This window comes from Thermatribacter velox (assembly GCF_038396615.1).
Taxonomy (GTDB): Bacteria; Atribacterota; Atribacteria; order Atribacterales; family Thermatribacteraceae; genus Thermatribacter; species Thermatribacter velox.
In genome coordinates this window covers 427,397-450,500 of record NZ_CP121689.1, presented here as the reverse complement: position 1 = coordinate 450,500, position 23,104 = coordinate 427,397, and the positions used below count along the sequence as shown (strand labels likewise).

General features: G+C 45.3%; 24 protein-coding genes. 2 read left to right on the top strand and 22 right to left on the bottom strand.

Going from position 1 to position 23,104, the window contains the following annotated elements:
- Positions 1-23: 23 nt before the first annotated feature.
- From QBE54_RS02190 to QBE54_RS02135, 12 genes are all read right to left on the bottom strand, one after another.
- Positions 24-446, bottom strand: a complete 423-nt coding sequence (locus QBE54_RS02190; protein ID WP_369018726.1) for a hypothetical protein — start codon at positions 444-446, stop codon at positions 24-26.
- A 42-nt stretch (positions 447-488) separates the two neighbouring features.
- Entirely contained in the window at positions 489-749 is a 261-nt protein-coding gene (locus QBE54_RS02185; RefSeq protein WP_369018725.1) for a TM1266 family iron-only hydrogenase system putative regulator, read from the bottom strand.
- Positions 742-2,241 carry an L-fuculokinase gene (locus tag QBE54_RS02180; protein ID WP_369018724.1) on the bottom strand — a complete coding sequence of 500 codons (1,500 nt, stop codon included), beginning with the start codon at positions 2,239-2,241 and terminating at the stop codon, positions 742-744. Before QBE54_RS02180 ends, QBE54_RS02185 begins: the two co-directional genes overlap by 8 nt.
- 9 nt (positions 2,242-2,250) lie before the next feature.
- Entirely contained in the window at positions 2,251-3,108 is an 858-nt protein-coding gene (locus tag QBE54_RS02175) for an RnfABCDGE type electron transport complex subunit B (RefSeq protein ID WP_369018723.1), read from the bottom strand.
- 13 nt (positions 3,109-3,121) lie between these two features.
- Complete coding sequence (locus tag QBE54_RS02170) at positions 3,122-3,712, bottom strand: electron transport complex protein RnfA (protein ID WP_369018722.1); 591 nt, start codon at positions 3,710-3,712, stop codon at positions 3,122-3,124.
- A complete protein-coding gene (rsxE, locus tag QBE54_RS02165; protein ID WP_369019376.1) occupies positions 3,712-4,245 on the bottom strand; it encodes an electron transport complex subunit RsxE in 534 nt (177 codons plus the stop codon). Before rsxE ends, QBE54_RS02170 begins: the two co-directional genes overlap by 1 nt.
- Before the next feature lie 68 nt (positions 4,246-4,313).
- Complete coding sequence (locus tag QBE54_RS02160; protein ID WP_369018721.1) at positions 4,314-4,874, bottom strand: RnfABCDGE type electron transport complex subunit G; 561 nt, start codon at positions 4,872-4,874, stop codon at positions 4,314-4,316.
- The gene (locus QBE54_RS02155; protein ID WP_369018720.1) at positions 4,871-5,869 is read right to left on the bottom strand and encodes an RnfABCDGE type electron transport complex subunit D; all 999 of its coding nucleotides are present in this window, start codon (positions 5,867-5,869) and stop codon (positions 4,871-4,873) included. The genes QBE54_RS02160 and QBE54_RS02155 overlap by 4 nt, the downstream gene beginning before the upstream one ends.
- A 1-nt stretch (position 5,870) precedes the next feature.
- Positions 5,871-7,199 carry an electron transport complex subunit RsxC gene (gene rsxC, locus QBE54_RS02150; RefSeq protein ID WP_369018719.1) on the bottom strand — a complete coding sequence of 443 codons (1,329 nt, stop codon included), beginning with the start codon at positions 7,197-7,199 and terminating at the stop codon, positions 5,871-5,873.
- Between the two features lie 25 nt (positions 7,200-7,224).
- Positions 7,225-8,571, bottom strand: a complete 1,347-nt coding sequence (gene accC / locus QBE54_RS02145) for an acetyl-CoA carboxylase biotin carboxylase subunit (RefSeq protein ID WP_369018718.1) — start codon at positions 8,569-8,571, stop codon at positions 7,225-7,227.
- Between the two features lie 12 nt (positions 8,572-8,583).
- Positions 8,584-9,963: a TrkH family potassium uptake protein gene (locus QBE54_RS02140; protein ID WP_369018717.1), complete on the bottom strand. Its 1,380-nt coding sequence runs from the start codon at positions 9,961-9,963 to the stop codon at positions 8,584-8,586.
- 9 nt (positions 9,964-9,972) lie between these two features.
- Positions 9,973-11,109, bottom strand: coding sequence for a uroporphyrinogen decarboxylase family protein (locus QBE54_RS02135; RefSeq protein ID WP_369018716.1), 1,137 nt, complete (start codon positions 11,107-11,109; stop codon positions 9,973-9,975).
- 165 nt (positions 11,110-11,274) lie between these two features.
- Here QBE54_RS02135 and hflK point away from each other — a divergent pair, with 165 nt between their 5' ends.
- Positions 11,275-12,261 carry an FtsH protease activity modulator HflK gene (gene hflK / locus QBE54_RS02130; RefSeq protein WP_369018715.1) on the top strand — a complete coding sequence of 329 codons (987 nt, stop codon included), beginning with the start codon at positions 11,275-11,277 and terminating at the stop codon, positions 12,259-12,261.
- A gap of 4 nt (positions 12,262-12,265) precedes the next feature.
- The gene (gene hflC / locus QBE54_RS02125) at positions 12,266-13,153 is read left to right on the top strand and encodes a protease modulator HflC (protein WP_369018714.1); all 888 of its coding nucleotides are present in this window, start codon (positions 12,266-12,268) and stop codon (positions 13,151-13,153) included.
- Positions 13,154-13,208: 55 nt separating this feature from the next.
- Here hflC and QBE54_RS02120 read toward each other — a convergent pair whose 3' ends face one another.
- The 10 genes from QBE54_RS02120 to QBE54_RS02075 all read right to left on the bottom strand — a co-directional run bounded on the left by QBE54_RS02120 (position 13,209) and on the right by QBE54_RS02075 (position 22,957).
- Positions 13,209-14,153 (bottom strand): TRAP transporter substrate-binding protein, encoded by a 945-nt coding sequence (locus tag QBE54_RS02120; protein ID WP_369018713.1) that lies wholly within the window; start codon positions 14,151-14,153, stop codon positions 13,209-13,211.
- A 162-nt stretch (positions 14,154-14,315) separates the two neighbouring features.
- Complete coding sequence (locus tag QBE54_RS02115; protein WP_369018712.1) at positions 14,316-15,350, bottom strand: Gfo/Idh/MocA family protein; 1,035 nt, start codon at positions 15,348-15,350, stop codon at positions 14,316-14,318.
- Positions 15,351-15,362: 12 nt separating this feature from the next.
- Positions 15,363-16,484 carry a M24 family metallopeptidase gene (locus QBE54_RS02110; RefSeq protein ID WP_369018711.1) on the bottom strand — a complete coding sequence of 374 codons (1,122 nt, stop codon included), beginning with the start codon at positions 16,482-16,484 and terminating at the stop codon, positions 15,363-15,365.
- Positions 16,485-16,502: 18 nt separating this feature from the next.
- Positions 16,503-17,975: a tripartite tricarboxylate transporter permease gene (locus tag QBE54_RS02105; RefSeq protein ID WP_369018710.1), complete on the bottom strand. Its 1,473-nt coding sequence runs from the start codon at positions 17,973-17,975 to the stop codon at positions 16,503-16,505.
- 19 nt (positions 17,976-17,994) lie between these two features.
- Positions 17,995-18,468 carry a tripartite tricarboxylate transporter TctB family protein gene (locus tag QBE54_RS02100; RefSeq protein WP_369018709.1) on the bottom strand — a complete coding sequence of 158 codons (474 nt, stop codon included), beginning with the start codon at positions 18,466-18,468 and terminating at the stop codon, positions 17,995-17,997.
- A gap of 51 nt (positions 18,469-18,519) precedes the next feature.
- Entirely contained in the window at positions 18,520-19,494 is a 975-nt protein-coding gene (locus tag QBE54_RS02095; protein WP_369018708.1) for a Bug family tripartite tricarboxylate transporter substrate binding protein, read from the bottom strand.
- Positions 19,495-19,626: 132 nt separating this feature from the next.
- Complete coding sequence (locus QBE54_RS02090) at positions 19,627-20,256, bottom strand: GntR family transcriptional regulator (RefSeq protein ID WP_369018707.1); 630 nt, start codon at positions 20,254-20,256, stop codon at positions 19,627-19,629.
- Positions 20,257-20,410: 154 nt separating this feature from the next.
- Positions 20,411-21,166 carry an SDR family NAD(P)-dependent oxidoreductase gene (locus QBE54_RS02085; protein WP_369018706.1) on the bottom strand — a complete coding sequence of 252 codons (756 nt, stop codon included), beginning with the start codon at positions 21,164-21,166 and terminating at the stop codon, positions 20,411-20,413.
- A gap of 11 nt (positions 21,167-21,177) precedes the next feature.
- On the bottom strand, positions 21,178-22,461 hold the full coding sequence (locus tag QBE54_RS02080; RefSeq protein WP_369018705.1) for a TRAP transporter large permease: 1,284 nt from the start codon (positions 22,459-22,461) through the stop codon (positions 21,178-21,180).
- A gap of 13 nt (positions 22,462-22,474) precedes the next feature.
- Positions 22,475-22,957, bottom strand: a complete 483-nt coding sequence (locus QBE54_RS02075) for a TRAP transporter small permease (RefSeq protein WP_369018704.1) — start codon at positions 22,955-22,957, stop codon at positions 22,475-22,477.
- Positions 22,958-23,104 lie beyond the last annotated feature (147 nt).

Below are 23,104 nucleotides of genomic sequence, written 5' to 3'. Positions count from 1 at the left end.
GTTATAATCACACAAACCTTTACTCACCTCAGGTATTTGCTTAACCCAGCTTCCCCCGTATAGCGCACAAGAGCTTCAACTTGGATGTTGGTTTCCACAGCATACTGACAGTAGTTTTTGCGAAGGTAACCAATGGGATCTTTTATATCGCGCCAGGCATAAAGTAGCGCTCCAGCAAGGTAACCCGTGCGCCCATGTCCACCAATACAAAAAATGCCTACTTTTTTACCCTCTTCAAGTTTTTCAATTAGCATACTAACATAGCGTTCCAGAACATCTTCGGGAAGAATGTACCCATCGAGAATGGGAATATATATGATTTCTCCTCGGAAACCCAGCTCCCAAACACCCCCTGGCAGGTGATCCAGAGGAACCAAGACTTCCACACCTTCCTCAACCAGTCTTTCCCAACCACTCAAACCGCAAAGATACAATCTGTCAAACAACACAGTGGGACTCTTATGACAGACAGGCATTCAGGCATCACCTCAATCATTAATCACAAAAGGCACCAGGGCCGATTTGACTTTTACCCCAGGAATGTTCCCCAGTTTCCCAGTCAAAGCTCCAATCTGGTCAGTATTCCCATTAACAATTAAAGCAATGACCGAGATGTTGTGCTCCCGATAGGGAATCCCCATTCTACCCACCACAATATCTCCAAACTCACTCAAAATTCGGTTAACATTGCCAGCCTGTCGTTTTCTGTCGGTGATTACAATACCAACCACGCCCACTCGCTCATCCATTTCGAAACTCACCCTTACGAAGTATTTTCTGATTCAGGGAAAACATATCTCGCTCCAGCTCAACATACAAACTATAGTAACTGTCAAACCAACCCAAAAACTCCTGGCGAGGATAATACTTCCGCTTTACTCGAAAAGTTTTCCGATAAGCCTCGTCGACACTTTTATAAAAACCGCTTCCCAAACCTGCAAGCAAAGCGGCCCCTTTCAGACTTCCCTCTGTATCCTCAGGAACGGCAATTTCTCTGTTTAAAACATCAGCCTTCAGTTGCATCCAGAAACTGTTACGAGTACCTCCACCCACGTTGCTTGCTTCCTCTGCTTTTATCTTTAGTTCTGTTTCCATGCCTTCCCACAATTTGCGATACTCAAAACAAATTCCCAGCACCAGCCCACAAAAGAGTTCTTCAAGGCCTGCGTCTCCACTTAAACCCAGGAATGCCGCCCGAGCACCGGGATAATGGGCACCTAAAAGATAAGGTAGAAAAAGAGGAATGTTATCTCGTGGTGGTAAAGGAAGAACCTCAAATAAAGAATAATCTTTACCAGTTATTTTAAGCAACCAGTCAACAGCGTAACCGCCGCTGTAAATGCCGTTCATGGCATACAACCTTGGAAAAACCACGTGCTGACCCCAGGAAAAAGGTTTGCTGAATTCAGAAACTTCTACCCGAGGAATAGTGGAAGGAATCATAGTCAGGGATTCGGTGGTTCCAGTAGAAATGAGTGCCCTGCCCTCTTCAAAAACTCCACAGGCCAGCGCTGCACAGAGATGGTCATGACCACCAGTAACCACCACCACCTTATCGGAAAAACCCAGTTCTCTTGCCACATCATTCTTCACTACTCCTATAGCCTTGCCCGAAGGACAAAGAGGAGCCAATTTGGATACGGGCAAATCCAGCATAGAAAGCCCTTCTTCCCACCAGGCGAGTTTTCTCTGATCAAAAAACATGGTGCGCGAAGCCAAAGAATAATCAAAAGAACACTCACCAGAAAAAGCGTACAGGATATACCCCGACATCGAAGTCCAAAGAGCGGTTTTTTCAAAACGTTCAGGCTCTTTTTCTTTGTGCCAGAACAACTTGTAAAAAGAATACTTGTTCTGGGGGAGAAGACCTGTAATCTGGTAAACATGCTGTGGATCCAGCAGGTTGCGCATCTTTTCAAATTGTTCCTCAGTCCGAGTGTCGTACCAGGGAATACAATCTCCAACCACTTTCCCCCGGGCATCAATGCCAACCATTACTTCAGCAAAACTCGAAACACTCAATGCAACAATTTCCTTTCGCAAGGTCGCATCGAAACTCTTAATGGTCCCAATAAGAGACCTAAAAATTTCCTCTGGACGATAATTTTCACCATAAGGACTTGCAACAAGTGGTGTTCGAAAAGAACCGAACGCCAACCTCTTTCCCTCGGCGTCATAAATAGCAACTTTGGTGTTTGTGGTTCCAACATCAATACCCAGCAAATATCCGCTTTTGTCCATAAAACGAAACTACCCCTTAACTCCTGTAGGCTCACCAATCGACTTTAAATCCGAAAAAGCGACACACTTGCTGCGTGAAACGAAAACAATGCACTTGGTAGGACATTTTTCCACACACGCACCGCACAGAGTGCACTTTTCGTGGTCAATTACTATCCTACCCTCTTTAAAGCTTATTGCCCCTACCGGACAGGTCCTTACACAGAGCTGACACTTAATACAACCTTTTTTACAAACCGCTCGCACTTCTTTTGCTCCTTGCAAAGAAGTGCAGGCAACCACTACCTGGTCTTCCTGGGAAACCAGCCCCAGAACATTGCGCGGGCACTCGCGCACACACTTACCACACCCGGTGCATTTTTGCCAGTCGATAACTGGAAGTTTTTCTTCCTTATCAATCACAATAGCTCCAAAGGGACACACCCGTTCACAAGTGCCATAACCCAGACATCCGAAAGGGCAAGCCTTGGGAGAAAGACCCAGAACTGCAACTGCTCTGCAATCCTCGATACCATGATACTCAGCAAACTCCTGAGCCGTGCCCCTACCTCCCTGGCAAAGAAGCAATGCTCTCTGAGGTTTAATTTCCGAAACACTTGCTCCTACCAGCTTGGAAATCTCCAGCCACACTCTTGCTCCTCCCACTGGGCAGGCATTAACGGGAGCATTGCCCAGAGCAATGGCTTTAGCAAGGCCACTGCAACCAGGATATCCACAAGCTCCACAGTTAGCACCGGGTAGAATTTCCTCGATTCTCTGAGCCAGAGGATTAACTTCCACAGCAAACTTTTTTGCAAACCACCCCAGCATCAAACCAAAAAGAAGCCCTAACACACCGACCACAATTCCAGGCAAGGCTATGCCCATTTTCAAAGCCTCCTCACTTAATAAGACCTTTAAAACCCACAAAAACCAGTGCCAGGAGACAGGTTGAAATAAAAACTATGGGATACCCTTTCCAAAACCCAGGCACTTTGCTAAACTGCAATTTTTCCCGGATTCCAGCCAGCAAAAGTAGTGCTACCGTGAATCCCAACGCTACACCGATACTGTAAATAGCCACCTGTAAAGGCCCGTAACCATAGTCAACCCCAAAAAAGGTAACCGCCAAAATAGCACAGTTAGTGGTAATAAGGGGGAGGTAAATACCCATAGCCCGATAAAGATTGGGTAGGTTCTTCTTGAGAATTATTTCCACAAGCTGCACCAAAGTAGCAATAACCAGAATGAACACCATAATCCTTAAATATTCAAGATGTAGGGGAACCAGGATAAAATTCCAGAGCACCCAGGTAACCAGAGAAGCAAGTACCATTACAAAAGTAACAGCCATACCCATCCCCAGCGAGTTCGCCACACTCGAAGACATGCCGATATAGGGGCAGAGGCCTATATAGCGGGCCAGGATTATGTTGTCAACAAACGCAGCACTCAAAAATATCTTAAGCAACGTAAGCAGTCCTGCATCCATCACTTATTCCCCCTTGCAAAGCGGTTCAAAAGAGCAATATAGATACCAATTACCAGAAACGCTCCTGGTGGCAAAATCATTACCATCATACCCTGATAAGTCGCTGGTAAAACAGGAATTGAGAGGAGTTGTCCGTAACCGAAAAGCTCTCTGGCCACCCCAATGGCGGTAATTATCAAGGTAAAACCTACTCCCATACCCAGTGCATCCACAATGGAGGGCAAAAGAGAGTTTCGGGAAGCAAAAGCTTCTGCTCTCCCCATAATCATGCAGTTCACAACAATCAAAGGTATAAAGATACCCAGCGCCTTGGAAAGCGGTGGGAGATAAGCTTTCATAACCAGGTCCACTATAGTGGTAAAGGTGGATATTACCACGATAAAAATGGGAATGCGAACCTGACTGGGCACAAAACGGCGAATCAAAGAAATTACCATACTGGAACAGGTGGTAACGAAAATCACGGCTGCTCCCATAGCCAGACAGTTTTCCACCTTAACTGAAACCGCAAGCACTGAACACAAACCGATCATCAAGCGCAGAATAGGATTTTCTCCAACAATACCATTTTTGAAAACATAAAAAAGGCTTGTCTTGTTACTCAACGGGAGCTACCCCCTTTCAAGTAATCAATAACTCCAAAGCAAGCTCGAACCATGGCTCGTGAAGAAATAGTAGCCCCGGTTATGGCTTTTACATCTTGATTAAGCTTGAAAGGATCGTCAATCGATTTTCCAACAAATTGTCCAAGAAATTCGGGTTCCGCAATATTAGAACCCAAACCCGGGGTTTCCTGGTGTTCCAGGACCTGGATGCCAGTAATTGTATTATCCACCGTGGAAATGCCTATAAGCAAAAGAATGGGGCCTCCATATCCGCTGCTTTCAACTTTGAAAACATGACCTACTTCTTTATCTCCAGAAAAAGCCTGATAAAGCTCTAAAATGGAGAAGTCTTTGCTTTCTGGTTCTTCAGGAAGGGTCACTTCGATTTTTTGAAAAGTATCAGCACTCGGAAAAACTGCTCCTAAAGCTTCTTTGAGTTCTTCTTGAGCCCTTCGCAAAATTTCTTTTTGAGTAACCTCGTTCACCGCTGCCAAAGATACCGCAGCTATTACACAAACCAGAGCCAGTACCGATGCCACCTTCAAAATGTCTTTCATCTCGGCTTCACCCCAAATCTTCTGGGTTGATGGCGGTCCATAAGGGGAACCAGAGCATTCATGGCCAGAATACCAAAAGTTACACCTTCGGGATACCCTCCTGCGATGCGTATCAGAGCAGTAATCGCACCTGCCCCGAAACCAAAAAGATAACGCATATTCTGAGTCATCGGAGTAGTTACATAATCAGTTGCTTTAAAACAAGCACCCATAACTGCACCACCAGCAAGAAGGTGATAAAGGGGATTTTCACCCCCCAGGAAGGCTACCAATGTCAAACCGACAAAAAAGAAAACTGGGATATCCCAGCTTACAATACCCCTCCACAGAAGGTAAAAAAATCCAGCCAGCAAAAGCAAGGCAGAAATTTCCCCAATAGATCCTGGAACCAGACCCACAAACAAACGCCACAGTATATGTGGATCCAGTTGCTTTAAGGTGCTGTAACCAAACATTTTAGAAATACCAAGGGGTGTAGGAGTGGTAACCACGTCAACTCCCGAAGCCAGGTTCATTGCTCCTTGTTCCAGATTGGGGAAGGCAAAAGGAGTTTTGGCAACCCAGGTAGTCATAGCCTGAGGCCAGGAAACCAGTAATACCGCCCTACCTACCAGTGCAGGATTAAATATATTCTGTCCCAATCCCCCAAATACCTGCTTTCCAAGCAAAATGGCCGCTCCTCCACCCACAATGGGGATCCAGAAGGGACAGCCCGGGGGAAGAGAAAGCCCCAAAAGCATGCCAGTAACCAGAGCACTCCCATCAAATATGGAGAGAGGCCTTTTGAAAAGCCAGCAGTCCAGGGCCTCAAACCCGACGCAGCTTAAAATAGACAAAAGTAAAGGCCAGAAAGCATAAGCAGGACCAAAAAAGTAAATGCCCCATATCGCTGCAGGGAGAAGTGCCAGAAAAACCTGCTTCATAATCCAGGGAACAGTCGTTGCGTCTTTGATATGGGGAGACGGAGTAAAAACTAGCCTAAGAGCCTCGCTCAATTCACTTTCCTCCCTTCCTCGACCTGCGAATTATTTCCGCCTTGGCAACCTTAATGCGATGCGTTATGGGTATACCAGCTGGACAAACATAGGCACACACTCCGCACTCGATGCAATCCATAACCCTGAACCTCTCTGCTTCCTCAAAGGCACCAAACTCAGAAAGCCGAGCCAACTGGCTGGGAACAAGGTTCATAGGACAGTGATTGACACATCTTCCACAGCGGATGCAGGAATATTCCCTGAAAGATCGAAATTCTCTCATGAAAAGAAAACCCGAAGTACCCTTGATAACCGGCACCGCAAGAGAAACCTGAGCGATACCCATCATGGGTCCTCCCATAATAACCTTGCGAGGAGGTTCTGTAAACCCACCGCAAAACTCTATCAATTCCTCAAGCACGGTTCCAATTGGAACCAGAAAATTCCCGCGTTCCTTTATACAGTCTCCACTGACAGTAATTACCCTCTCTACAAGTGGCATTCCTTCAAGTGCCATTCTCCCCAACGCCCAAGCAGTTTGAACATTATTCACCACCACTCCCACATCGAGAGGAAGGCCACCCGGTGGAACTTCACGACCCAAAATAGCCAGAATCAGGTGTTTTTCAGAACCCTGAGGATACTTGGTAGCCAGAGGAACCACTGTGGTGGGAATAGTGAGTTGCTTCACTTTTTCCTCAAAGAGCTGAATACAATCAGGTTTATTCTCCTCAATCCCTATAAAGGCAGCTTTGGCCCCACAGGCACGAGCCAGAATGCGCAACCCGATAAGGATTTCTTCCGGTCGTTCCAGCATCACCCGATGGTCACAGGTAAGATACGGTTCGCACTCAGCACCATTAAGGATCAAATACTCAATCGTTTTCCCCTGAGGAGGAGAAACTTTAACATGGGTCGGAAAAGCTGCTCCCCCCAGACCAACTATGCCTCCTTCGCGAATCCACCTTCGCAAAAAATCCGGCTCTAAATCTTCAATTCTTTCTACAGATAAAAGCTTCCCACGTTCCTCTTCCTCGCCATCCCTTTCTATAACGATCGCCTTGAAAACTCCCCGCGTGGGATGTGGCCAATCAACAATCGCGCTTACCACACCACTTACCGAAGCATGCAAAGGCGCACTTACAAAAGCTTCAACATCCGCTATCTTTTGTCCCTTTTTTACCCGATCACCCTTTTTAACTAGTGGAGAGAGGGGAGCTCCAGTATGCTGTATCAAGGGAAGAACCACTTTTGCTGGGGGTTCAATAGTCCGAATTGCACTGGAAGCCGTTAGTTCCTTGAAAGTACGGGGAGGATGCACCCCTTTAGGAAAAGTTTTAACCCTCATACCATATCTCCTCCATAGCTTTTGGTCATTCCATAACGAAATCTTCCTCTATAAAACGGGTGTGAAAACAGCCTCTGACAAAATCCTCGTTTTGTAAAATTCTCAAGTGGAAAGGAATAGTGGTAGATATACCCTCTACAAAGAAAGAATGCAAGGCTTCATAGGAACGCCGTAAGGCAAAATCCCGATTTTCATCCCAGACGATGAGTTTGGCGATTAAAGAATCATAGTAAGGTGGTACCACATACCCAGAGTAGCAATGCGAATCCACTCGAATACCCGGACCACGAGGTATTTCAAACCTGGTTATGCGACCTGGCGAAGGGGTAAAATTGCGGAAAGGATCCTCTGCGTTGATCCGCATTTCGATCGCATGCCCCCGGAAGGCGATATCCTCCTGGTTAAAAGGAAGTTTTTCGCCACTTGCCGCTTTAATCTGTTCCCGAACGATATCCACACCCGTGATCATCTCGGTAACCGGATGCTCTACCTGAATACGGGCGTTAAGCTCCATGAAATAGAAATTCCCATCTTCAGTAACCAGAAACTCCAGAGTCCCGCAAGTAGTATAATTAAGGGCTTGTGCTGCCTTAACTGCACACTTCAAAATTTCACTTCGCAAACCAGCATCCAGAAAATGCGCAGGCGCTTCTTCAAGCACTTTTTGACGTTTTCTCTGCAAAGAACATTCTCTTTCCCCAAGATGCACCACATTGCCAAAGTTATCGGCAAGAATTTGCACCTCAATGTGGCGAGCACGTTCAATCTGCTTCTCAAGGTACAGATCAGAACTCCCAAAGGCCATCTTGGCCTCACGAGAAGCACTCCGAAAAGCATCTTTCAATTCTTTCTCCGAAGCAACCACTCTAATACCCCTTCCACCACCCCCCAAGCAAGCTTTTAGCAAAACCGGAAACCCCAGTTCTCGAGCAACGCTCAGAGCTTCTTCTTCGCTATGTAGTGGTTCCAGAGAACCGGGAACCACTGGTATACCAGCCTGATGCAAAATTTTTTTGGTAAGCAACTTGTTCTTCATGGTTCTCAAAACATCTACCGAAGGACCAATGAAAACTATGTTATTCTCCTGCAGTTTTTGTGCAAAAAGGGCATTTTCGGATAAAAAACCATATCCAGGATGCACTGCATCAGCACGGGTTAAAAGACAGGCTTCAACTACTTTGTCTATGTTGAGGTAACTTTCCAAAGGGCTATTACCACCAAGAGCCACCTTTTGATCCACAAAGCGCAAATGCAAAAGGTTAGCGTCGGAGTCGGAAAAAATTCCCACCGTCTTAAGCCCTAACTCTCGACAGGCTCGGGTAACTCTCAGAGCAATTTCTCCGCGATTGGCAATCAAAACTTTGGAAAACAAAGCAAAAACCTCCTAAATTGGAATTCTCTCTTCAGGATAGCTTATCAAACCCTTAATATCGCGTCCTGGTCGGTACATGAGCAGCGTGAAAAGCCCTACTCTGCCCACGTACATAATAAGAATAATCAGCATTTTGGAAAGAGTCAAAAGATGTGGAGTAATACCCCGAGAAAGCCCTACTGTACCAAAAGCTGAAAAAACCTCAAAAACAATGTCTATTGGATTATTTGGCTGAATAATAAGCAGGACGAAAGTTGCTCCGACAACAAGAAGTATAGCAAGAAAGAAAAAGACAAAGGCTTTGTACACAGTGAGCTGCGCTACCTTACGATGCAAAAGCTCTACCCGGTCTTCCTGGCGAATCACACTTTTTACCGTACCCAGGAGGATTGCAAAAGTGGTGGTTTTTATACCACCACCTGTGCCACCTGGAGAAGCACCAATAAACATCAACACCATGAGTAGCAGCGCGGTCGCCGCACTCACATTTGAAATGGGAACCGTATTGAAACCAGCCGTGCGAGGTGTTATGGACTGGAAAAGCGCTGCCAGCAATTTTCCACTTAGAGAAAGATCTCTCAAAACTCCATTCCATTCCAAGAGCAAAAAGCCCAGAAAACCAATGGCAATGAGCAAAGTTGTCATACGTACCACCACTCGAGCATGCAGGGAGGTAACCCGCCTTCTTTCGGAAAGCTCTTTGAGAACCATAAAGCCAATCCCTCCCAGCACGATTAAACCAGCAACCGTCAGATTTACAAAAGGGTCCTCAACAAAGCTTTCTAAGCTATTTGTAAAAACTGAAAACCCTGCATTGCAGAATGCCGATACCGCATGAAACAGAGCAGCAAACAGCGCCCGAGGAAACGGAAAATATTTCAAAAACCTCATCAAAAGAAACACAAAACCCAAGCCTTCAATCAACAAAGTGTATTTCACGATTAAAAGGACAAAGCGAACCACGCCTCCCGGGGTATCCAGAGCCAGAGAATCTCTGATTGCCAGACGGTCCCGATATTCAACACGTCTCCCCAAAGCCACGGCAACCAGGGTCGTCATGGTCATGTAACCCAAACCACCAATCTGCAACAAAATCAGAATGGTCAGCTGTCCCCAGAAAGAGAAAAAAGTCGCGGTGTCAACCACAACAAGACCAGTCACACAAACGGCTGAAGTAGAAGTAAATAGAGCGTCTACAAAAGAAAGATGATTGCCGGGAGCAACCATAAAAGGTAAAGACAAAAGAAGTGCCCCCAAAAAGATTACACCTGCATAACCCAACAGAATAACTTCCGAAGGAGACAGCGAACTAACCTTTTTTTTAAGATGTACCAGTAATCTTAAAGTACTTATTGCTTCTTTTTCCTCGGCAACTTCCCCAAAGAAATTCATTAACCGTGGTCAAAGCTCCTTTACCGAAAAGCAGCCATATGCTCTGGCTTCTTCAAACATGGCTATCACGTTTTCAGGGGGAACATCAGGTTGAATATCGTGCACCGAAGTAAGCACATACCCCTCAGGACCCAACTGGTCAATTCTGGTACGTACTTCCTGACGTACCTCCTCCCTGGTACCCCGAGGAAGTACAAAAGTAGTGTCAATTGCTCCCCAAAAAGATAGTTCCCTACCGAACCTTTCTTTTAATATCGCCGGTTCCATACCCTGCGCAGAAACCTGAACCGGATTCAGAATATCTACGCCGATTTCAATCAAATCGGGTATAAACTGCAAGATACTTCCACAAGAATGATAGAGAAGCTTCGCCCGAGGAGCAAGTTTTTTTAGCTGGCGAAAGTATTCCTTATGAAAAGGCTTAATAAGCTCACGGTAGGTTTCAGGACTCATAATGACGTTTTCAGCAGTGGCCAGATCGTCGCCGACAAAAATCACATCCAAAAACTCCCCAACTTCTTTAAGGAAGAGAGAGTAGCGGTTAAGCTGGTAATTGTACATCCCCTCCATAAGCTTGAGGGCAAAATCTTTGTTAATTAAAAGATCTACAAGAAAATTCTCAAATCCCCTTAGATACCAGCAGGGCTCGAAAATCCCGGTATCGATCATGTCTCCCACCAGGAGGTATTTGCCTTCCTCATACATCTTTTGAGTTTTTTCTCTCAAGCCTTCAAGATTCATGCTCTTTGCAGGATCTGGCCAGGGATAATCCTCAAGCTCTTCAAGGCTTTTCCCAGCTAAAGGGTGTTCAACCATATCGTAATATAATCCATTCTCCGGCATGCGATAGACTATACCAAACTCATTCTTGTAAGTTCGCTCGTCAATAATGGTCTTCTGAAATACTGGCTGCGGATGTACGCCACGAGTATCGATCTGGAAATATTCAAGCACTGCCTCATCTATGAAAACAATCTGAAAATTTTCCATCATCAAACGGGTTTCACCCTCAATACCCAGGTAGGACTTGAGGTTTTCATAGGCAACTCTGGTCATGGTAGTACAGTTAGTACTTCCCAAATCTAAAGGGATACGGTCAGGAACTTTATGCTCTAAAGCGCGTAAAGCTCTTTCTCTCGGCGTCAAAAAAATCGCCCCCCTCAAGCAAACATCGCCTATATTGTATCAGAAAAACAAAACTTTATACCCTTGAATTCGATGCTTTCAAAACCAACTGTCTTTATCTCCTTTCTGCAAGAAAGAATTAAAAAACCCTTGTCATTCACAACCAATTGGGTTAGTATAAAAAAGATGTTTGATGAAGATTTCGAACGCAAAGTAATAAACATCTACGACTCGAGGTTATTGCGCTTTCTGAAGCGTCTGGGATACTTTACCGTTCTCATCATCATTGCGATTTATTTTTTGAGTGGGATATACATAGTTGGCCCGGACGAAGTAGGAATGATAAAAACCTTCGGGCAGTTTACCAGAAAAACACCCCCGGGCATTCACTACAAACTACCTTATCCTTTCGAAACCCTGCAGAAACCCAAAATAACGGAAGTGCGTAGGGCCGAAATAGGTTTCAGAACCATTTCTCCTGGACCACCTCCCCGATATCAGCTTTTTCCCCAGGAATCACTAATGCTCACTGGAGACGAAAACATTGTAGATTGCCAGTTTATTGTCCAATACCGTATTTCTGATCCTTACCTTTATCTTTTCCAAGTTAAAGACCCGGAAAACGCAGTAAAAAGTGCGGCAGAATCGGCAATGCGTGAAATTGTGGGGAAAAAACCTATTGATGACGTGCTAACCACAGGGCGTTCTGAAGTCCAGGAAGAGGTTAAAACCCTCCTCCAGGAAATCCTCGACAAATACCAGTGTGGAATACAGGTCATCGGAGTACAGCTCCAGGACGTACAGCCACCACAACCAGTTATCTCTGCCTTTAAAGACGTGGCCAGTGCTCGGGAAGACCGGGTACGTTTTATCAACCAGGCCGAAGCCTATCGCAACGAAATCATTCCCCAAGCCCGTGGTGAAGCCGAAAAACTACTCCGTGAAGCAGAAGCCTTTAAAGAAAGTACTGTCAAAGCAGCGGAAGGAGAAACAGAACGCTTCCTTAAAGTACTCAGGGAATATCAACATGCTCCTGAAATTACCAGAAAAAGAATTTATCTCGAAACTCTTCAGAAAATCTGGCCTAAAGTTAAAAAATTCATATTTGATAGCAAAACCGAGGAAGGTGAAGTACTGAAATTCCTTCCTCTTACTGGCGAAGGAATGGATTAGTCAAATGGCGAGAAGAAAGCTTTTGGGTAGAATCATCATTGCAATCATAGGGCTCATTATCGTAGTGCTTGTCAGACCCTGGTATACCTTAGACGAAACCGAGCAAGGGGTGCTCTTGCAGCTCGGAAAACCTGTTAAAGTGGTCAAAGAGAGCGGCTTACATTTAAAGCTTCCTTACCCCATTCAGACGGTATATAAGTTTGACAAGCGCCTTCTTGAGTACGATTCGCCTCCTGAAGAAGTCATTACCAGAGATAAAAAAACCTTAGTAGTTGACAATTATGTGCGTTGGAGGATTGAAAACCCCCTCCTTTTCTTGCAAACTGTGGTGAGTGAATCGGAGGCAGTTGTTCGTATTGATGACTTAGTTTACTCGGAATTGCGAACCGAAATAGGTAAAGTAGACCTGATAGACGTGGTAGCTACGGAAAGAGGAGAAATCATGGATACAGTAACCAGAAGAGCCAGTCAAAAAGCGAAAAACTTTGGAATAGAGATAGTAGACGTGCGCATTAAAAGAGCCGATTTACCCAAACAAAATGAAGAAGCCGTTTTTGAGCGCATGAAGGCTGAACGCGAACGCCAGGCCAAGCAGTACCGCTCTGAAGGACAGGAAGAAGCCACCAAAATAAGAGCTCAGGCCGACAAGGAACGGGCTCTGATTATTGCTGAAGCTCAAAAACAAGCTCAGATTATAAAAGGAGAAGGCGAAGCCCAGGCATTGCGAATTTACGCTGCAGCCTTTGGAAACGACCCCGAATTTTTCGCCTTTTTGAAAACGCTGGAAATGTATGAGCAAGGCATAACCGAAAACGATACGCTTGTACTTACACCAGCTTCGGAAATCCTCGAATACATAGAAAGCTCCAGAAAAAAAGAAGGTACAAACTGAGCCCTATCTGGAGAGAGGGTTAAACCCTCTCTCCAGATAGTTGTTTGAATAATTTTTATTGAGCAAGCACCTCTTCCCAGGTGGTAACCGGCCACTCAACAGCAAACAGTTTTTCAATTGCCGGTTTGGCTTTTTCTCTTATGGCATCTGCGTCAGGATAAATCACTTCCATGCCCAGCTCCCGTAATTTTGCAAGTAATTCATCTTCACCGCTTTTGATTTTCTCTGTAGCCCACTGGCAAGCCTCCGCGATGCAATTTCGTACCAGCTCCTGGTCTTCAGGGGAAAGTTTTTCCATAGAATTCTTGTTCATTGTTACCCATCCTACACCAACCAGATGATTGGTAATACCCAGATACTTTTGCACTTCATAGAGCTTGAAAGAATATATCTGGGGAAGATCTCCCTCAGAAGCCTCGGCTTTTCCTTCCTTAAGCGCCTGGTATAGCTCTGGAAGAGGAACAGGAACTGGCTCCACCCCTAAGGACTCCCACACTGCAATCCAGGTTTTAACTACTGGAAGGCGCAATTTCAATCCAATCAAATCTTCGGGTCTTCTGATTGGTTTAAGAGAGGTCATCTGTCTGAAACCACGATATACCGTGCCCAAACAGAGCATATTGCCATTTTGAAGCACCAGCTTTTTGGCCTCTTCGCCTAAATGGCCATTCCACACCCTCAAAAAATGGTCGTAATCCTTAATCACATAGGGTGCATTAAAGAAAAAGTATTGAGGTGCGAATACTTCAACTGGTCTTCCTCCTGTGAACTGGAGGTCAATTGTGCCTTCCGCGCACTGGGTATTAACGTCCTCTTCTGAAGCCTGCGCTATTTGAAGTTCCACTTGCAGCCTTCCTCCACTGCGTTCTTCGAGCAACTCTTTAAATTTTGTTGCTGCTTCTACCAAAATATGACCTTCTTTGAAAGGACTCCCCGCTTTGAGCACAACTTCTCCAAAAGCAAAAGAAGCTGCTCCCAAAAGCAACACAAAACACAGCACAAACAGCAAACACCTTAGTGATGTCCTCACAAACACGCTACTCCCTCCTTTAACTCTAAGTTTTTATTTTTTGGGTGCTTTGCACCCTTGATATATCGTATCTGATATATCAAAACTTCGAAAAAATATTACTTTACACCCTGTTTCAGGGTTACCTCACACTCAAAGAGGCAGCTCCACCACCCTGGATTCCAAAGCAGACCTGCGTGCCGCTTCAATAAGTTCCACTGCTTTTCGACCCTCTCGTCCATTCAGTGGCGGATTGCGACCTTCGCGAAGGGCATTAACAAAGTCTCTCAACATTCTTACAAAAGGCTCTAAATCTACATGAGCAGGATCGCTCGCTCCAGACAAACCGCTTTCTCCTCGTTCTACGTCGGGTATTTCATCAGAAGAGGTTTTAAGATAGACGATTTTACCTCCCTCGATTATTGCGCTACCTTTTTCGAAATGCAATTCCAGCCTCTCTGCAAAACCGGGATAGGTAGCCGTGCTAGCCTCCACGCTTCCCAAAGCACCATTCCTGAAAGCAATCGAAACCACCGCCACATCCTCAACCTCTATTCCGGTATGAACTAAGGTGTCCATGAAGCTACACACTCTGGCCACTTCGCCCATAAACCAGAGCAAAAGGTCTATACTATGCGAAGCCTGAATAGCCAGTGCGCCACCACCAGAAGCTTCCACACTCTTTCGCCAGGAACGAGCATCATAGTATTCCTGGGGTCGATACCACTTAACATAGGCGCTGCCCATCACCGGCTTTCCCAAAAGACCCTTTTCCATGTATTCCCTCAACCTCAAAGAGGCGTCATCATAACGATGCTGAAAAACTGCCCCCAGAATAACTCCTGCCTCGTTACAAACCCGAATCAACTCATCAGTCCGCTCCAGATTGCTTTCCAGAGGTTTTTCCACCAGAAGGTGCTTACCATAAGGAACAATTTCCTTAACTACGTCAAGATGCGTACCCGTAGGGGTTGTGACAATAAAAGCTTGAATGTCCTCTCTTTTGAGCGCCTCCTCAAGAGATAGAGCTTTTACCCCAAAACGGCTCGCCAACTGGGAAGCCTTTTCAAGGTTTCTACCCACTATAGCCACCAATTGCGCATTCTCAAGCTGGACTAAAGCCTGAGCATGAAGCGAGGCAGCAAGTCCATAGCCTACAATCGCCACACCTATCCCTTCATTACCCATTGCCTATCCTCCTCAAAGTATTAACAAATCCGGACGTTTAAAGGAAAAACCCGACACTTCAACGCTTAACACTGGAAAACGCACAGGATAGGTTATAAACAAAGGACCGGAAGAAGTAGCTATAAAACCGTCCTCCGATTTGGTACCAGCAATAGATGGATTCCAGCAAAAAGCCTGGTTTTCAAGAATAATTTCTTTACAGTTAAAATCCACCCGATAATCCCGAGGCAAATAGCCCATTGCACCCCCTTGATGATGATACTTCCATTCCCCCTGATAACCAAACTGTTCATAAAGCTCCACCGCCCTTTTAAGTGGAAGCAAAGCCGGGTTTCCAGGCTTTGAAAGAGCAATCATTTCGCATTCGATACGCACATTGTCCCGATACTGTTTTAAGAATTCTTGAGAAGGAGTTCCAAAATGCACCATGCGGGTGACTGTAGTCACCAAACCAGCATACCTGGCCATCACGCTTGCCAGAAGAAGTTTCCTAACTGGATTCTGGAAAGCCACTGGATGCCGAAACTGGTAGGCACGCTCATCTGCAGCCACCTGAAATCCAATGGGTTCAATCCTTTTTTCCCAGAGCTTAAAGGCAATTCCCGCCGCTATTTCAGATTCAAGAAGGCCAGGGTGAACACTACAAAGTACCTCCTCAAGCAGCCAAGAAACCTCCCTGCCCAACCACAAATATCGCTCCTTTTCAGGCTCTAAAAGCTGGTAACGGCAGCGATTGATTTCTGAGGCAATATTTTGAGCACCTTCAAAAGGCATATCACAACCAATACGACCTTGCCCACAAATTTCCTGCACAACTTTCATCTCATCACCTTCGTACCAAGAATACTCTACTATCTCAAATCCCTTTTCGGTAACCTTTTCTTCCTCGCGCATACGGGGAACCTCGATATTGCTGGCTATAACATAGCTTTTATCATGGGTAACCAGAATGCTGCTTACACCACCATCCTGTGCCATACACAGCACATTGGTACCGCCAGCAGTAAGCCAGCTGAAGTTGACATGTCTTTTTAAAAGCAGTGCTTGTAGGTTCCTGTTTTCCATCACGGTACGAAGGCGCCTCAGCTTTTCCTGGATTTCAAGCGTTACAGAAGAAGTTCCATCCTGATTCACCAAACTTCTCACCCCTTTTCAAGTTCTTTTGCGAAAAGCAAAAACCAGCGACAAACCTGCCAGAATTAAGAACCCGAGAGAAATGGGACGAGTAACCAGTATTGACCAATCTCCCCTTGAAATCAAAAGGCTTCTGCCAAGCTCTCCTTCGGCAATGGGGCCAAGAATCATGCTGATGAGCAATGGTGCCACCGGAAAACCAAATTTTTCCATGAAATAACCTGCCACTCCAAAAACCAGAGCCACTGCAATACCAAAAGCACTGGAACTCACCGCATAAGCCCCAACTACACACAAAAGAAGTACTAAAGGCGAAAGAATTCTTTTGGGAATGCGGAGTATCAAGGGAGAAAAACGTGCACCGAGCAAACCTAATCCCAAAATAGAAAAAGCAATCACAAACATTGAGGCAAAAAGCTTCCCTACCAGTTCTGGTTGTTCCCGGAACAACATAGGACCAGGACGAACTCCAAAAAGAATTAAAATTCCCAGCATCACTGCAGTTACGATGTCCCCAGGAATACCCAGCGTTAAAAGAGGAATAAGGGCTCCACCAGTTGTAGCGTTGTTGGCTGCCTCTGGAACAGCAACTCCTTCAATAACCCCGTTACCAAACTCCTCTCCGTATTTAGACAGTTTACGGTACTGACCATAAGCCACGAAGGTAGCTATAGAACCTCCAATGCCCGGGATTGCACCAATTCCTACTCCCAGGGCCGAACCAAACAGGGAAGCCTTAAAAACCCTTTTCAGCTGCTCTGGAAGCAACCAGACGCGGTTTATCATACTGGTTACTTGGTATTTCTCCCCTGCTCTTTCTATATCCCTCAAAACTTGAGATACCGCAAAAAGACCGATCATCACTGGTAAAAGAGGCAACCCTCCTTGGAGGGCATAGGAACCAAAATTAAAGCGAGCATAACCCATCACAGGGTCCATGCCAATCGTTCCCAGAAAAAGCCCCAGAAGGGCAGCAATCAAGCCTTTCAATGCATCTTTACCGGTTACCCCAGCAATAACCGTAAGACCGAAAACAACCAGAGCGAAGAATTCCGGTGGTCCAAACTTGAGCGCTATGCGTGCAAGTTGTGGAGCTACCAAAAAAAGGGCTATCGCACTGAGTAAGCTTCCCACAAAAGATGCGATGGCAGATGTCGAAAGAGCAAGGCCTGCTTCCCCTTTCTGGGCCATAGGATATCCGTCAAGCGTAGTAGCAGCAGCAGAGGGTGTGCCAGGTGTGCGAATTAAAATGGCTGGTATGGAACCAGCAAACATAGTACCTCCATATATACCGAGCATGACCATGATTGCTTCTGCAGCCGGGATTTGATAAGCAAGTGGTAGAAAGAGAATGATCCCCGTTGAAGCAGAAAGACCGGGTAAAGCACCAACCACAAATCCGAATACCACTCCTCCAAAAATGTACAAAAGGATTTGAGGGTCGAGAATTTCTTTCAATCCCTGCCAGAGACTTACCTGAATAATGTCCATTCTCTACCTCCAAATCTATTCAAAAGGGATGAGGGATAGGCCAATTCGGCCGAGGCAAGACTACCATGAAAATCCGATAAAAAATCAAATACACCAGAACACTGGAGAGGAAAGAAAAAAGCAGTGCTTTCCCCCATTGCTCAACACCGGCAAGGATAAAAATCATCCAGAAAAAAATGCTCGATGCGTATACAAACCCCAGAGGACGCAAGAGTGTGATATACAACCAGGCAAAAGCTGCAAACAAAGCTATTTTGCCCAAACTTCTTAAGTTAAGACCCAAAGAAGCGGGAACCTCTTTTTTCTCAGCTTTTTTTCTCCAACTCCTGAATACCAGAGCCAGATTCAGAATAATGAGACCCAGAAAAGCGATACTGGGAAACAAACCCGGGCTTATCCCCACATGACTTCTGGGCAATTCCATTGCCTGGATTAGAAGAAACACTGAAACACAAAGCAGCGAAAAACCTATTCCAAGGTCAGCCTTCCACATTGTTAATACCTCCAAGCGCCTCCTCGGGACCCCGAGGAAGCGCCTAAAACCTTATTTGTAAAATTCTCCGAGTTCGTATTTCGCAATAATCTCCTGGTACCGTTCAAGCTCTGAAGCTATGTGTTCCTTAAAAGCTTCCGGGTCAAGGTAAACCAGATTCTGTCCCAGATTTTCGGCATCTTTCTGGAAATCCGGGTCTTCTATAATTGCTTTAAAAACCTGAGCAATCTGCTGTATCAGTTCAGGGCTAACTCCTTTTGGTACTACCACACCTCTCCACATAAAGGCCGTGAAATCATAGCCTTGTTCTCGAGCTGTGGGAAATTGAGGAAACTTCTTTAATCGCTCTTCAGCAAAAACCGCAAGCATCTCGAGTTCTCCTGCTTCGACATTAGGAAATCCTTCAGGAGACGAAGCAACCACTGCATCAACATGTCCTCCAAGCAAAGCATTGATGGAAGGAGCACCACCAGCAAAGGGCACATGAATAAACTTGAGACCAAAAGCGTTCTCAAAACGCAGTGCTACCAGATGGTTGCCACCACCAGCTCCACCGTTACCAACCGTAACTAATCCTGGATTTTCTTTAACATACTCGACCAGCTCAGCAAGGGTATTCCACTTTTTCAACTTGCTATTCACTAACATGTAACAGGGATTTTTCACCAGAAGGCATACCGGGTCAAAACTCTCTATCGGGTGATAGGGAGCAGGACCCATTAATGCTCTGGTAATGATGGGATTTACTGCAGCAACCAGCGTGTATCCATCGGGTTTAGCCTTAGCACCTTCTCCATAACCTATCGCTGAACCGCCACCAGGAACATTTTTAATAATCAACTGCTTTCCGTTGGCATACTTGGGAAAATACTTGGCCACTGTCCTGAACAAAACATCGGTTGCGCCTCCTGCCGACCAGGGAATAATAATTTCCACCTCTTTTTCAGGCCAGCTTTGTGCCCTTACACCTGCAACCATACCGAAAAGCACAACACAAACCAAACTAACAATTAAAAGTTTCTTCAAAACTGTTCACTCCTTTCTCAAAATTTTTTAAAACCTCAACTACCAATTCTCAGAAGTTACCCTATACCACCACCCCCAGTCTCCCAAAAGTGATATCTGATATATCAACAAATAAAGAAATAAAAACCAACTTTACAGGGAAACTTCACAGGTAACCCTGTCAATATGAGCCTGTAAAATTTCTTTGGCTCTTTCCTTATCACCGTCCAAAATGGCCTGAATCAAAAGTACATGCTCTTCATTAGCCCGACGAGCCTGACTTTCCCCAAGATGGCGAATCAAAAATATCCTGTCTTTTATGTTATTGTAACTTTCTATCAAAAACGTGTTTCCAGAAGCACTAACAATTAGATCGTGAATGTCATCATCCAGGCGATCAAATTCTGGATTCTTGACTGCAGGCCAATCCCGGGAGAGACAGCGTTCAAGCAAGAAACGCAGTCTATCTTTATCTATGCAATCAAAATAAGATTCCAGACAGTAAAGCTCGTAAAGCTTGCGCACTTCCATGATTTCCCTTACCTCTCGCGGAGTGAAAGAACGCACAAAGAACCCTACTCGGGGCTTGCGCACCACCAGACCCTCATCAACCAGCTGCTTGAGTGCGTCTCGAACCGGCATAACACTCGACTCAAACTCCTCTGCCAGTTTACGAGGGTTTAACTGCTCTCCAGGCTTACGTCGAGCAAGAAGGATTTCTTCCTTAATAATGGCATAAATCTGCTCTGCAATACTTTCACGAACCAGCTTCTGAGGACCCATATTCTCAGTAAACACCCTTTATTAAAAGAACATCATATCTGATATATTAGTTTAGTATTATAGGCCACATCTGTCAACAAAAGCTTCCTATCTCTTTTTCAAAAGCCACAGATCCTGGCTATCCCAAAAAACTTCAACTTTAAAACCGCGAACCCTAAACCATTGTAGAACCGCCATCAATATTGATCACACTTCCAGTCATAAAAGAAGCTTCGTCACAGGCCGCAAACAGAATCGCAAAAGCTATTTCTTCCTCTTTCCCCAATCTCTTCATGGGGATTCTCGCCACCATTCTCTGTAACATCTCGTCAGGATTTGGAGAGGCCTTGATACGTTCAGCAAGTCCCTGGGAATAAGTAGTAGCCGGGCAAACAGCGTTTACTCTTATGCCATAATCCACATAATCAACCGCTAAAGATCGGGTCAAACCCAGCAAAGCCGCTTTGGAAACACTATAAACACATCTACGAGGGATACCTATTAAGCCGGCTTCGGAAGAGACATTGACTATTACTCCTCCTCCACGTTTTTTCATCTCCTGAACTGCATACTTGGAAAGTAAAAGCGGCCCCTTCACATTTACTGCCATCGTCTTTTCAAAATCCTCCTCAGATGTCTCCTCTACATTCCCATAGGGCACCACTCCCGCATTGTTAACCAGAATATCCAGACCTCCAAAAACACGCACCGTCTCCTCGACTATCTTCTGAGCCTCCGTCGATACGTCACCAGCGACAAAAACAGCCTCGTTCCCTTCACTTTGAATTAGTGTTACGGTTTCACTTCCTCGTTCCAGAGAAATATCGTTTACTGCCACTTTTGCGCCCCTCTTTGCAAACATTATCGCTGTTTTGCGCCCTATCCCGGAACCAGCTCCAGTAATCAGTACAACTTTATCCTGAAAGTTCATGCTCTAACCCCCTATCCAAATATAAGGTTTGGAATTATCAACACCAGCTGTGGGAAAAAGATCAACAAAATGATCACCGCTACGGTAGCCACAAAAAAGGGCAAGGAAGCCCGGGTGTACTCCTCTACAGATGCATCAAGAATAGAACAGCCAGCATACATCGACGCACCCACTGGAGGAGTTTGATTGCCCATTGCTGCTGAAAGAATAAACATTAAACCAAAATAAACTGGATCTATGCCAATTTTGCGAGCCACAGGCAGAAAAACAGCAGTGGTCATAAGTATCAAGGCAGTAGCATCGATAAAAAGGCCAGCAAAAACCAGGAAAATCACAATAGTCAAAAGCAACAAATGGGGATTGGTGGTAACCCCGAGCAGGGTGTTGGCCATAACCTCGGGAATCCTCTCCCAGACCAGGCCGTAACTGAAAATCGCCGACATGACGATGATATACATAACACTCCCGATATCACCGATAGAATGCTCAAGAGTCTCGTTAAACATGGTTCTCACGTTTAACTCACGATGTAACAAAAAACCTATCAGCAAACCATAGATTACGGCAAACGAACCCACTTCCGAAGGGGTAAAAATACCAGTTCGCAAACCAAGAATCAAAAGCACCGGGAAAATAACTGACCAGACGCTTCTCGAAAAAGCCTTTGCCATGGCACTTGCCGGGGCTCGCTTTTCCCTTTCCGGTTGCAAGCCCATTCTTTTTGCAGAAACCCCTATGGCAAACATATAAGCCACCATCAAGAGAACCCCCGGGACAATACCCGCCGCAAAGAGTCTACCAATTGAAACCTGACCAATAGTTCCATAAATGATGAAAGCAATTCCCGGAGGAATAATTGGGGTAATCAGAGAAGTCCATACATTCACTGCCACTGCAAAACCTTTGGGATATCCTCTTTTAATCATCTCCGGACCAAGCATGCGAGTTTCCATAGCAGCATCTGCAATACTGGACCCAGAAACACCACCCATGAGAGTGGAAAGAACAGCCGAGGTTTGACCCAGACCACCCCGCATGTGCCCGGTAAGGGTAGAAGCAAAATCCATCAATCTTCTGGTAACCCCGGCACTGTTCATAACATTTCCCGCCAAAATGAACATGGGAATGGCCAGCAAGGTAAAGCTCTGGGTTTGAGAGAGTGAAACCTGAATGGGTATGGTAATAGGGAGGTCTAAATGCTGCAAAAACCACAAAAATCCGGATATGCCTATTGCAAAAGCTACAGGCATTCCCAAAAGAAGAAAAACCACAAAGGCAATTATAACTACAAGCATTGCCAATCCTCCTCTAAGCCCTGGTAGCTTCTCGTAAATTCAAAAATTCGCTTCTGATCTTCAAAAGGCCAGTTCTAAACATTAGTGCCGCACCCACCGGTACACTGAGGGTGACCCAGGTGTAGCTAAAACCCGGTATGCCCACAAAAGTCCTGAACCGCGTGGTATAAGAAAGGTAAGAACCCCAAATCACCAGATAAACCAAAAAAGCCATTATTATGAAATAGTTGATGAGCCTGAAAAGCCTCTGCGTTCTTTTCGGAAACCTTTTGACAAAGAGATCTACCCTCATCATTTTGTTCTCTCTCCAGGCTACATCAACCGCAAAAAAACAGGCCCAGGCAAACATGAAGGTACTGATATCTACAGCCCAGTTGATAGGGTAATGAAGGAAACGGGCAATGCCCGAAGCAAAAACCAGGACCACCATGGACAAAACCAAAACCTTCGCAGCATTTTTCTCAAACTTGAGAAGATAAAAATCGATTTTATGCACCACCAACCACCCCTCAAAAAACACATTCTGGCTAAATGCCAAAGGCCCAACCTTTCAGGTTGGGCCTTTCCACAGCAAAGCATTTGAATGCCAACTCAAAACAAGCTGCCACTATTTGTATGCATTTTCCTTTCAGCAGTTTATTCA

Coding starts and splice junctions, on each gene's coding strand:
- hflK (WP_369018715.1), top strand. CDS start 11,275: ATGTTTGATGAAGATTTCGAACGCAAAGTAATAAACATCTACGACTCG.
- rsxE (WP_369019376.1), bottom strand. CDS start 4,245: ATGATCGGTTTGTGTTCAGTGCTTGCGGTTTCAGTTAAGGTGGAAAAC.
- QBE54_RS02140 (WP_369018717.1), bottom strand. CDS start 9,963: ATGAATTTCTTTGGGGAAGTTGCCGAGGAAAAAGAAGCAATAAGTACT.
- QBE54_RS02160 (WP_369018721.1), bottom strand. CDS start 4,874: ATGAAAGACATTTTGAAGGTGGCATCGGTACTGGCTCTGGTTTGTGTA.
- QBE54_RS02105 (WP_369018710.1), bottom strand. CDS start 17,975: ATGGACATTATTCAGGTAAGTCTCTGGCAGGGATTGAAAGAAATTCTC.
- QBE54_RS02085 (WP_369018706.1), bottom strand. CDS start 21,166: ATGAACTTTCAGGATAAAGTTGTACTGATTACTGGAGCTGGTTCCGGG.
- rsxC (WP_369018719.1), bottom strand. CDS start 7,199: ATGAGGGTTAAAACTTTTCCTAAAGGGGTGCATCCTCCCCGTACTTTC.
- QBE54_RS02080 (WP_369018705.1), bottom strand. CDS start 22,461: ATGCTTGTAGTTATAATTGCCTTTGTGGTTTTTCTTCTTTTGGGAATG.
- QBE54_RS02180 (WP_369018724.1), bottom strand. CDS start 2,241: ATGGACAAAAGCGGATATTTGCTGGGTATTGATGTTGGAACCACAAAC.
- QBE54_RS02100 (WP_369018709.1), bottom strand. CDS start 18,468: ATGTGGAAGGCTGACCTTGGAATAGGTTTTTCGCTGCTTTGTGTTTCA.
- QBE54_RS02170 (WP_369018722.1), bottom strand. CDS start 3,712: ATGGATGCAGGACTGCTTACGTTGCTTAAGATATTTTTGAGTGCTGCG.
- hflC (WP_369018714.1), top strand. CDS start 12,266: ATGGCGAGAAGAAAGCTTTTGGGTAGAATCATCATTGCAATCATAGGG.
- QBE54_RS02175 (WP_369018723.1), bottom strand. CDS start 3,108: ATGGGCATAGCCTTGCCTGGAATTGTGGTCGGTGTGTTAGGGCTTCTT.
- QBE54_RS02185 (WP_369018725.1), bottom strand. CDS start 749: ATGGATGAGCGAGTGGGCGTGGTTGGTATTGTAATCACCGACAGAAAA.
- QBE54_RS02090 (WP_369018707.1), bottom strand. CDS start 20,256: ATGGGTCCTCAGAAGCTGGTTCGTGAAAGTATTGCAGAGCAGATTTAT.
- QBE54_RS02115 (WP_369018712.1), bottom strand. CDS start 15,350: ATGGGTAATGAAGGGATAGGTGTGGCGATTGTAGGCTATGGACTTGCT.